General features: G+C 55.4%; 13 protein-coding genes, 1 tRNA gene and 2 pseudogenes. 3 read left to right on the top strand and 13 right to left on the bottom strand.

The window, feature by feature from the left end; all coding sequences use genetic code 11:
* Nucleotides 1-195: 195 nt before the first annotated feature.
* A complete protein-coding gene (locus Q8K05_RS03215; RefSeq protein WP_305245092.1) occupies nucleotides 196-492 on the bottom strand; it encodes a DUF1840 domain-containing protein in 297 nt (98 codons plus the stop codon).
* A gap of 146 nt (nucleotides 493-638) precedes the next feature.
* On the opposite strand from Q8K05_RS03215, the gene Q8K05_RS03220 reads away from it, so the two are divergent.
* The 3 genes and pseudogenes from Q8K05_RS03220 to Q8K05_RS03230 all read left to right on the top strand — a co-directional run.
* Nucleotides 639-1,397 carry a 2OG-Fe dioxygenase family protein gene (locus tag Q8K05_RS03220; RefSeq protein ID WP_305245093.1) on the top strand — a complete coding sequence of 253 codons (759 nt, stop codon included), beginning with the start codon at nucleotides 639-641 and terminating at the stop codon, nucleotides 1,395-1,397.
* 475 nt (nucleotides 1,398-1,872) lie between these two features.
* Nucleotides 1,873-2,317, top strand: a pseudogene (locus tag Q8K05_RS18845) (bifunctional salicylyl-CoA 5-hydroxylase/oxidoreductase); the annotation flags it as partial.
* A 60-nt stretch (nucleotides 2,318-2,377) separates the two neighbouring features.
* A pseudogene (locus Q8K05_RS03230) lies at nucleotides 2,378-2,606 on the top strand (MarR family transcriptional regulator); the annotation flags it as partial.
* A 310-nt stretch (nucleotides 2,607-2,916) separates the two neighbouring features.
* Here the strand turns inward: Q8K05_RS03230 and Q8K05_RS03235 are convergent.
* The 12 genes from Q8K05_RS03235 to rplR form a co-directional block, all read right to left on the bottom strand.
* Nucleotides 2,917-2,993: transfer RNA gene (locus tag Q8K05_RS03235), tRNA-Met, on the bottom strand.
* 18 nt (nucleotides 2,994-3,011) lie between these two features.
* Entirely contained in the window at nucleotides 3,012-3,410 is a 399-nt protein-coding gene (gene rplQ / locus Q8K05_RS03240) for a 50S ribosomal protein L17 (RefSeq protein WP_305245094.1), read from the bottom strand.
* An 84-nt stretch (nucleotides 3,411-3,494) separates the two neighbouring features.
* The gene (rpoA, locus tag Q8K05_RS03245) at nucleotides 3,495-4,484 is read right to left on the bottom strand and encodes a DNA-directed RNA polymerase subunit alpha (protein WP_305245095.1); all 990 of its coding nucleotides are present in this window, start codon (nucleotides 4,482-4,484) and stop codon (nucleotides 3,495-3,497) included.
* Between the two features lie 93 nt (nucleotides 4,485-4,577).
* Nucleotides 4,578-5,201: a 30S ribosomal protein S4 gene (gene rpsD / locus Q8K05_RS03250; protein ID WP_305245096.1), complete on the bottom strand. Its 624-nt coding sequence runs from the start codon at nucleotides 5,199-5,201 to the stop codon at nucleotides 4,578-4,580.
* A gap of 130 nt (nucleotides 5,202-5,331) precedes the next feature.
* Nucleotides 5,332-5,736, bottom strand: a complete 405-nt coding sequence (gene rpsK, locus Q8K05_RS03255) for a 30S ribosomal protein S11 (RefSeq protein ID WP_011799771.1) — start codon at nucleotides 5,734-5,736, stop codon at nucleotides 5,332-5,334.
* Nucleotides 5,737-5,749: 13 nt separating this feature from the next.
* Nucleotides 5,750-6,115 (bottom strand): 30S ribosomal protein S13, encoded by a 366-nt coding sequence (gene rpsM / locus Q8K05_RS03260; protein WP_092003868.1) that lies wholly within the window; start codon nucleotides 6,113-6,115, stop codon nucleotides 5,750-5,752.
* 25 nt (nucleotides 6,116-6,140) lie between these two features.
* Entirely contained in the window at nucleotides 6,141-6,254 is a 114-nt protein-coding gene (gene rpmJ / locus Q8K05_RS03265) for a 50S ribosomal protein L36 (protein ID WP_011481465.1), read from the bottom strand.
* 95 nt (nucleotides 6,255-6,349) lie between these two features.
* Nucleotides 6,350-7,657 carry a preprotein translocase subunit SecY gene (secY, locus tag Q8K05_RS03270; RefSeq protein WP_305245097.1) on the bottom strand — a complete coding sequence of 436 codons (1,308 nt, stop codon included), beginning with the start codon at nucleotides 7,655-7,657 and terminating at the stop codon, nucleotides 6,350-6,352.
* Between the two features lie 19 nt (nucleotides 7,658-7,676).
* The gene (gene rplO / locus Q8K05_RS03275; protein WP_305245098.1) at nucleotides 7,677-8,108 is read right to left on the bottom strand and encodes a 50S ribosomal protein L15; all 432 of its coding nucleotides are present in this window, start codon (nucleotides 8,106-8,108) and stop codon (nucleotides 7,677-7,679) included.
* Nucleotides 8,109-8,121: 13 nt separating this feature from the next.
* Nucleotides 8,122-8,304 (bottom strand): 50S ribosomal protein L30, encoded by a 183-nt coding sequence (rpmD, locus tag Q8K05_RS03280; protein WP_293470186.1) that lies wholly within the window; start codon nucleotides 8,302-8,304, stop codon nucleotides 8,122-8,124.
* Nucleotides 8,305-8,317: 13 nt separating this feature from the next.
* Nucleotides 8,318-8,836 carry a 30S ribosomal protein S5 gene (rpsE, locus tag Q8K05_RS03285; RefSeq protein ID WP_011799766.1) on the bottom strand — a complete coding sequence of 173 codons (519 nt, stop codon included), beginning with the start codon at nucleotides 8,834-8,836 and terminating at the stop codon, nucleotides 8,318-8,320.
* Between the two features lie 17 nt (nucleotides 8,837-8,853).
* The coding region (gene rplR / locus Q8K05_RS03290; RefSeq protein WP_305245099.1) for a 50S ribosomal protein L18 at nucleotides 8,854-9,181 on the bottom strand (328 nt) is incomplete at its 5' end.

The following is a 9,181-nucleotide window of genomic DNA, read 5'->3' on the forward strand; positions in this document are numbered from 1 at the left end:
GGCGTCTGGCCCTGCTTTACGAGCAAGCCGCCATTTTTCTTTTGCCGCCGCGGCGACCCCGCACTTGCCCCAGACTTGTCAAGCACAGGGCGTCCAAATACCCAAGAAAAATGCCAGTCAGTTCTTAACTGACTGGCATTACCCGATTCCGGGGCTTTTTTAATCCGCTGCGCCAGCAAAGCTTGCGGCAAAAAACTACACGCCCCAGACCACCTCGTGGGCAGCCCGGTGGTTGCGCTGCAGCAACTCGATGAAAGGCAGGGCGCGCTGGCGCAAGCCCGGCCCATCCCCCTGCACCACGCCGGCCTCTTTTTCGGCCAGCTCTTCCTCCGCAATGGCGGCTTCCAGCGCCGCAATTGCCGCAGGCATCTGCTCGGGCAGGATGATGCCTTTTGGCCCGGCATCCTTGCCAATGATCTCCAGCACCCGGCGCCCATTAAGCTCCAGCATGATCACATCACCGTAATCTTTTGATTTGAATTTGTACAGCATTGAAAACTCCTCTGGTTAAACACGCGATTCATTATCAGCAGCTTTGGGCGCCCTGTATGTAGGCCGGCCCCCTCATTCTTCTGCTTGCGGCCGAACACCGAGCCCACGCCAACCAGACGCCCCCCGAATAACGCAAAATAGCCAGCATGTTCAATATTGCAAGTGTTCAAAAACCGGCCGCACAGGCGCTTCGACAGGACGGGCTGAGCCTACTCCTGCCGGCGGATCTGACAACCGAGCTTCAACTCCCGACGCCCCAGTGGCTGCAAGGCTGGCAGCCGTTGACCGACGCCTGGAACCGGCTGCCGCCCGATGCCCACCTGCGCGATGGCGGGCATTACCGCCGGCGCCGGCATGGCTGTTTTGTTCAGGAACTGCCCAGCGGGGCGCTGACGCAAACGCCGCACCGCGCGCACTGGCAACCGACCGAATACAACGCCCTGCACGGCGGCTTTGAGCGCTGGTTTGACCCGATCGAGCCCGGCGTGGCCGAGGCGCCCGCCTGGACCGAACTGCTGACCAGCTTGGGCCACCTGTTTGCACAGGTCAAGGCGGTGCCGCGCTGGTTCATTGAAGCGCACCAGTTCCGCATCGACACCACCGGCGGCGTGGGCCGCCCGACGCCGGAAGGCGCGCACCGCGACGGCGTGGACTTTGTCGTGGTGCTGCTGGTGGCGCGCCAAGGCGTCAAAGGCGGCGAAACCCGGGTCTTTGATGCCCACGGGCCGCATGGCATGCGCTTTTTGATGGAGCAACCCCTGACGACCCTGCTGATGGACGACGAACGGGTGATTCACGAAACCACGCCCATACTCCCCGCCGATGACCCGGCCGGGAACCATGTCAAAGCTTTTCGGGACACGCTGGTGCTCACCTACCGGGCGGCGGGTTTTCAGGCGCCCTGATGGCGACCGTCCTTTTTTCTTTTTCCAGCCCTCTGCACCGATGGCTGTTCAGCGCGCAGCTGATTGGCGACGCATTCAACCACTGGGATGACGCAGTGTGCGCTCGGGCGGCCACGGGTTTTGCGGCATTGGCCGCAAGCGGCTGCTCCACATCCGTCAAGACCGCTGCGTAGCACTGGGCGTGGACCTGGTGTTTGAAACCGACGCGCAGGACGACCAGTCCATGGCCGCGCAGTACCAGGCTGATCCGGCGATTGCCAGCGACGGCCTGAACAGCCGCATCCGCTACGCCAGCGCCTGCCAGCCCGATGCCGACGCGGCGTTGCGGGCCTATGAGGCCGTGCGATCAGTCGAGGTGCTGAAAATCCAGAACGCGGCGCGCAACTCGACCGAGTGGTTTGAAAACGTCAACCGCTACAGCGGCCTGCAAGCCGAGCAGTGGCGGGCCAACAGCCCGGGCATACCGGCCCCGCCACCCATGCTGCCGCCGCTGAGCGTGCGCATTTCGGCGCATGGCTGGGCGCCGGGCGGAAACACGGCCGACGATGCGGTGGAAATCGCGCGGCTGTTCAAGGCTACCGGCTGCGACTTCATCGATGTGTCGTCGGGCCAGACCATGCGCGCCGCCAGGCCGGTTTACGGCCGCATGTACCAGCCGCCGTTTGCCGACCGTATCCGTAACGAAGTCGGCATACAAACCATCGCAGTCGGCGCCATTTCGGAGGCCGACCAGGTCAACAACATCATTGCCGCAGGCCGCGCTGATCTGTCCGCGCCCGGACCTGGCCGACCCGGCCCGGACGCTGCACGAAGCGGCCAGGCTGCAAAGCCGGAAGGTTGGCTGGCCGCGCCCCTGCCTGAGCGGCCGGGATCAGCTTTACCGCGATATTCTTAAGGAAAAAGAGGCTGCAGCCCAGTAAATACGCCGAAAAGTAGCTATTAAAAACATAGCACTACTAGTTAAAACGCTAAGGTAAAAAATGGACCTGGAAGCACGAGGCTACAGCGAACACCCCGAAGTGCTGCGGCTGCTGACCTGCACCCAACTGGTTGAAAAGCAGGTGCGCAGCCAGTTGCGCACGCAGTTTGACACCACCCCGACCCCGCTTTGACCTGATGGCCTAACTCGAGCGCAACCCCGAAGGCCTGAAGATGAACGAGTTGTCGCGCCGCATGATGGTGACGGGTGGCAATGTCACCGGCATCACCACGATCCCGATGGCAACCTGAACAGCGACACCCTTGAGGAAGCCGCATGAAACATTTCCACACAGCCTAAGTCCTAGGCGGACAATAAAGCATCACCTCCAGCTTGGAGGCCCGCAAGTCACCATCCATCGCTTGGAATCTGTAGATGCGCGTCAGCGGCAAGAACCATCGACATCTCATGTCAGTGATGCTGCCACCAACCGGAGAAATAGCCCAACGGCCACGATTAATTGTCGATAATTTTTGTAGGCACAAAGTAAAACGCCCACATGAAGTGGGCGTTTGCTACCAGCCTAGACGGCATGGATGTTGGTTGCGCGGGCAAGATTTGAACTTACGACCTTTGGGTTATGAGCCCAACGAGCTACCAGGCTGCTCCACCGCGCGATATGTATTTATTATAGCTTACTTTGCCTTGGCAGCGTCAACTATTTCTTCCGACACATCAGGACGGTCAACTAATTCGACCAGCGCCATAGGCGCATTGTCGCCAACGCGGAAACCCATCTTCAGGATACGGGTGTAGCCGCCAGGACGCGCCTTGTAGCGCGGGCCCAGTTCAGCAAACAGTTTGACGACCATGTCACGATCGCGCAGACGATCAAATGCCAGCCGTTTGTTGGCCAGCGTAGGCTCTTTGGCCAGGGTGATCATCGGTTCAACAACGCGGCGCAATTCCTTGGCTTTAGGCAGCGTGGTCTTGATGACTTCATGCTGAAGCAATGAATTCATCATGTTGCGCAGCATCGCAAGGCGGTGCGAGCTTGTGCGGTTTAATTTACGTAGTCCGTGTCCGTGTCGCATAGTGCTTCCTTTATTTAATATCGAGACAGCCGTATCAGGTACTGCCCGTGCACTTCATCATCCGAAGATGAAATTTTTAATCAATTAACGCTTGTCGAGGCCTGCAGGTGGCCAGCTTTCAAGGCGCATTCCCAGTGTCAGTCCGCGAGAGGCCAGCACTTCCTTAATCTCATTGAGAGATTTTCGACCCAAATTGGGCGTCTTCAACAACTCATTTTCGGTGCGCTGAATCAGATCGCCGATGTAGTAGATATTTTCCGCTTTCAGGCAATTCGCCGAACGCACAGTCAGTTCAAGCTCGTCAACGGGACGCAACAAAATAGGATCGAACTGCTGCGAGCTGCGTTGAACCGGTGCATCAAATGCGGCCAACTCATTGCCTTCGAGCTGCGCAAACACCGCAAGCTGCTCGACCAAAATCTTGGCCGATGCACGAACAGCGTCTTCGGCCGTCACAGCGCCATTCGTTTCAATGTCCAATACCAGCTTGTCTAGATCGGTACGCTGTTCAACACGCGCACTCTCGACGATGTAGCTCACGCGTTTGACAGGAGAAAATGAAGCATCCAGCACAATGCGGCCAATCGACTTCGGAGACTCGTCACCGTAGCGACGAATCGTGCCTGGCACATAACCGCGGCCATTTTCAACCTTGATCTGCATATCGATCTTGCCGCCGTGCGACAAATTCAAGATCACATGTTCAGGGTTGACAATTTCCACGTCGTGCGGTGTCTGAATATCAGCGGCCGTCACAGGACCTTCTCCGTCCTTGCGCAAACTCAATGTCACTTCATCACGGTTATGCAGTTTGAAAACCACACCTTTGAGGTTCAGCAAAATGTTGACAACATCTTCCTGAACACCATCAATGGATGAATACTCGTGCAGAACGCCAGCGATGGTCACTTCGGTGGCGGCGTGACCGACCATGGAAGACAAAAGCACGCGGCGCAGCGCGTTGCCCAGTGTGTGACCATAGCCACGTTCGAACGGCTCTAAGGTCACCTTGGCACGGTTGGCACCAAGCTGCTCAACATTGATGGTTTTTGGTTTTAACAAATTAGTTTGCATGCAGTCTTCCTCTCAATACCCTCGGCTCGTTACACCGATAAGGCTGGCGAAGCACACCTGGCGATACGGTACACCGTATCGCAGGAACGAAAATTAGCGTGAGTACAGTTCGACAATCAACGATTCGTTGACGTCAGCGGCGAACTCATCACGGTCAGGCACCTTCTTGAAGACACCTTCGCCTTTGTCTGAATTCACATCTACCCATGCAGGCATGCCCACTTGCAAAGCCAACTGAAGCGCTTCGGCGACTCGCGTCTGCTTTTTGGACTTTTCACGGACCGCAATCACATCACCGGCCTTGACCATGTAAGAGGGGATGTTCACGGAATGTCCGTTCACCGTCATGGCTTTATGAGAGACCAGCTGACGTGCTTCAGCGCGCGTTGAGCCAAAACCCATGCGGTAAACAACGTTGTCGAGACGAGTTTCCAAAATAGACAGCAAATTCGCGCCAGTATTGCCTTTGCGGCGATCAGCTTCTTCGAAATAACGGCGAAACTGTTTTTCAAGCACGCCGTACATGCGTTTTACTTTTTGCTTTTCACGCAACTGCAAACCGTAGTCGGATGTGCGGGTACCAGAGGTACGTCCGTGTTGTCCTGGCTTGGAGTCGAATTTGGCCTTGTCGCTGATGGAACGGCGTGCGCTCTTCAGGAAAAGATCGGTGCCTTCACGGCGGGAAAGTTTGGCCTTGGGGCCTAGGTAACGTGCCACTTGAATATCCTTTTGTCATCTGCTGCAATTACTGCAGGAGCCGTAGGTAGCAACCTGACGGCGGTGGGCTTTATTAAACGTCCAACACGGGCCCGCTTGCATAGCAAGCGACCCGGTCCGGACAAAGCAATTAAATACGGCGGCGCTTCTGAGGACGGCAACCGTTGTGCGGAACCGGCGTCACGTCAGCAATCGAATTAATTCGAATGCCCAACGCACCCAGCGCGCGAACGGATGATTCGCGGCCTGGACCAGGACCCTTGATTTCAACATCAAGGTTCTTGATGCCTTGCTCAATGGCGGCGCGACCAGCGACTTCCGAGGCTACCTGAGCAGCAAAAGGCGTCGATTTACGCGAGCCTTTGAAACCCTGACCACCGGAAGAAGCCCAAGACAACGCATTGCCTTGGCGATCGGTGATCGTGATGATCGTGTTGTTGAAAGAAGCGTGAACGTGGGCAATGCCATCGGCTACGTTCTTGCGAACTTTCTTGCGAACGCGCTGGGCAGCGCTGTTATTGGGTGATTTTGCCATGACGACCTCTCAATTATTTCTTCAAAGACGCAGCGGCTTTACGCGGACCCTTGCGGGTACGGGCATTGGTGCGCGTGCGTTGGCCACGCATGGGCAAGCCACGACGATGACGGAAACCGCGGTAGCAGCCGATATCCATCAGGCGTTTGATGTTCATCGTGGTTTCACGACGCAAATCGCCTTCAATGGTGAACAGAGCGATCTGGTCCCGGATTTTTTCCAGGTCACCGTCGGTCAGGTCTTTGATTTTCTTGGCATAGTCAATCTCGCATGCTTCGCAAATTTTGCGAGCGCGCGTGCGACCAATGCCAAAGATTGCAGTCAAGCCGATTTCGGCGTGCTTCTGCGGCGGAATGTTAATACCAGCAATACGAGCCATGTGCGTCCTCTAAATCTCTTAAAAATCAGCCTTGGCGCTGTTTGTGACGTGGATCTGTGCAGATCACGCGGACAACGCCCTTGCGACGGATGATTTTGCAGTTGCGGCAAATTTTCTTGACCGAAGCTGAAACTCTCATTTGTTTCTCCTAAACTTTTACGTTGTACTTACTGGGCATGGAACACAGTCCGTGCTCGTGATAAATCGTGTGGGCTTAATTCAAGCACAACCACGTTATGTCTTGAAATTCGCTTTTTTCAGCAACGACTCATACTGTTGTGACATCAGGTAATTTTGCACCTGTGCCATGAAATCCATGGTCACCACAACAATAATCATCAACGACGTGCCGCCAAAATAGAACGGAACGTTGTACTTCAAAATCAAAAACTCAGGCAACAAACACACGAAAGTGATGTAAATGGCCCCCGCCAAAGTCAATCTCACCAATATCTTGTCGATGTAACGTGCCGTTTGATCCCCAGGACGTATTCCCGGAATGAAGGCCCCACTCTTTTTCAAGTTATCTGCCGTTTCACGGCTATTGAATACCAGCGCCGTATAAAAGAAACAGAAGAAGATGATTGCGCTTGCGTAGAGCATCACGTAGATCGGCTGGCCTGGTGATAGCGTGCTGGCGATGTCTCTCAACCAGCGCATGCTTTCACCTGTGCTAAACCAACCCACTAGTGTAGCCGGTAACAAGATGATCGACGATGCGAAGATGGGAGGAATTACACCCGCCATATTCAGCTTGAGCGGCAAGTGCGAAGACTGGCCACCGTACACCTTATTGCCCACTTGCCGCCGGGCATAGTTCACAAGAATCTTGCGTTGCCCCCGCTCAACAAACACCACAAAATAAGTTACCAGAGCCACGACAACCACGATGACGATCGCAATGAGGATACTCATTGCGCCGGTTCGCACCAACTCCAGCAAACCACCCATCGCGCTAGGCAAGCCCGCCGCGATACCCGCAAAAATCAGGATCGAAATTCCGTTCCCCAACCCACGCTCAGTAATCTGCTCACCCAGCCACATCAAAAACATGGTGCCCGCCGTCAGGCTGAATACCGCAGTCATTCTGAATCCGAAACCGGGGTCCAACACCAACCCAGGCGAACTCTCCAGCGCAACCGCAATGCCCATGGACTGGAATAAAGCCAAAGCCAGCGTACCGTAGCGCGTGTACTGGGTAATCTTGCGACGACCGCTCTCACCTTCTTTTTTCATCTGCTCGAATGTCGGAACGACATACGTGAGCAGCTGCATGATGATGGAAGCCGAAATATACGGCATGATGCCCAAGGCAAAGACCGTGAATCTGGACAAGGCCCCACCAGAGAACATATTGAATAAATTCAGTATGCCGCCCTGCTGCCCCTTGAACAGTTCTTTCAGCTGCCCAGGATCAATACCTGGTACCGGAATATGAGCGCCAACGCGATACACAACCAGTGCCAGCAGCAAAAACACAAGCCTGCTGCGCAAGTCACCGTACTTACCGGTCTTTGCAATTTGAGCTGAGTTGGTTGCCACTGATTGATCCAGTCAAATATTAAGCGACCGAGCCGCCAGCGGCTTCGATGATGACCTTGGCGCCTGCAGTTGCAGAAATGCCATTGAGCTTGACAGCCTTGGACAGCGTCCCCGACTTGATCACTTTGACGTTCTTGATCAACTGACCGACCAGGCCAGACTGCTTGAGCGTCAACAGATCAACTTCCGCCAGGCCCAGACGCTCCAGCGCGTCAAGTGTGACCTCGGCGTTGAACTTGAGCAAATGCGACTTGAAACCGCGCTTTGGCAAACGGCGATGCATAGGCATTTGACCGCCTTCAAAGCCGACCTTGTGATAGCCACCCGAACGAGACTTTTGTCCCTTGTGACCACGTCCTGCCGTTTTACCCAGGCCAGAGCCGATGCCACGACCGACACGTCGCTTGGCATGTTTTGCGCCTTGGCTAGGCTTGATTCCGTTCAATTCCATGTTGAGTCTCCGCTCAGATAACCTTGACCAGATAACTGATCTTGTTGATCATGCCGCGCACTGCAGGTGTATCCTGCAATTCGCTGACACTATTGATGCCCCGCAGGCCCAGACCACGCACAGTGGCGCGGTGTGATTCCTTGGTGCCAATCGGGCTGCGAATCAGCTGGACTTTTACTTTGGTTTCTATGGTCATTTGATTGCCCGCCTTAGCCGAAGATTTCTTCGACCGATTTGCCACGCTTGGCCGCAATGTCGGAAGCGGTGGTAGAGTTTTTCAGTGCATCCATTGTGGCGCGCACCATGTTGTAAGGGTTGCTCGAACCATGGCTTTTGGCCACGATGTCGGTAATGCCCATCACTTCGAATACAGCGCGCATGGGTCCGCCAGCAATGATGCCGGTACCCTTGGGAGCTGGCGCCATCATGACGTTAGCAGCACCGTGGTGGCCGAATACATTGTGGTGAAGCGTGCCGTTCTTCAATGACACCTTGGTCATGTTGCGACGCGCTTCTTCCATGGCTTTTTGCACGGCTGCAGGCACTTCTTTTGACTTGCCCTTGCCCATGCCAACGCGACCGTCACCGTCACCGACCACTGTGAGTGCGGCAAAACCGAGGATACGGCCACCCTTCACTACTTTGGTCACGCGGTTGATCGCGATCATTTTTTCCTTCAGACCATCGTCTGGAGCGTCGTTTTGCGATTTTGCTTGAAACTTAGCCATACTTAATTCCAGTCTGCTTAGAACTGCAAACCAGCTTCGCGAGCCGCATCAGCCAGCGCTTTAACGCGGCCGTGGTACGCAAAACCGGCGCGATCGAACGCCACTTTTTCTACACCTGCTGCTTTTGCCTTTTCAGCAATACGCTTGCCAATGGCCTGCGCAGCAGCAACGTTTCCACCTTTACCCGACGCGCCAATTTCCTTGCGCATTTCCACTTCTGCAGTGGATGCCGCGGCCAGAACCTTGGTGCCGTCGCCAGAAATAACACTGGCGTAAATGTGAAGATTTGTCCGGTTCACGGTCAAACGGGCAACACCTTGCATGGCAATGCGGATCCGAGTCTGA

Source organism: Polaromonas sp. (assembly GCF_030682935.1).
Classification (GTDB): Bacteria; Pseudomonadota; Gammaproteobacteria; order Burkholderiales; family Burkholderiaceae_C; genus Polaromonas.

Bases quoted from the DNA above. Each gene is read 5' to 3' on its own strand.
- Q8K05_RS03215 (WP_305245092.1), bottom strand. From the start codon at position 492: ATGCTGTACAAATTCAAATCAAAAGATTACGGTGATGTGATCATGCTG.
- Q8K05_RS03220 (WP_305245093.1), top strand. From the start codon at position 639: ATGTTCAATATTGCAAGTGTTCAAAAACCGGCCGCACAGGCGCTTCGA.
- rplQ (WP_305245094.1), bottom strand. From the start codon at position 3,410: ATGCGACACGGACACGGACTACGTAAATTAAACCGCACAAGCTCGCAC.
- rpoA (WP_305245095.1), bottom strand. From the start codon at position 4,484: ATGCAAACTAATTTGTTAAAACCAAAAACCATCAATGTTGAGCAGCTT.
- rpsK (WP_011799771.1), bottom strand. From the start codon at position 5,736: ATGGCAAAATCACCCAATAACAGCGCTGCCCAGCGCGTTCGCAAGAAA.
- rpsM (WP_092003868.1), bottom strand. From the start codon at position 6,115: ATGGCTCGTATTGCTGGTATTAACATTCCGCCGCAGAAGCACGCCGAA.
- rpmJ (WP_011481465.1), bottom strand. From the start codon at position 6,254: ATGAGAGTTTCAGCTTCGGTCAAGAAAATTTGCCGCAACTGCAAAATC.
- rplO (WP_305245098.1), bottom strand. From the start codon at position 8,108: ATGGAATTGAACGGAATCAAGCCTAGCCAAGGCGCAAAACATGCCAAG.
- rpmD (WP_293470186.1), bottom strand. From the start codon at position 8,304: ATGACCATAGAAACCAAAGTAAAAGTCCAGCTGATTCGCAGCCCGATT.
- rpsE (WP_011799766.1), bottom strand. From the start codon at position 8,836: ATGGCTAAGTTTCAAGCAAAATCGCAAAACGACGCTCCAGACGATGGT.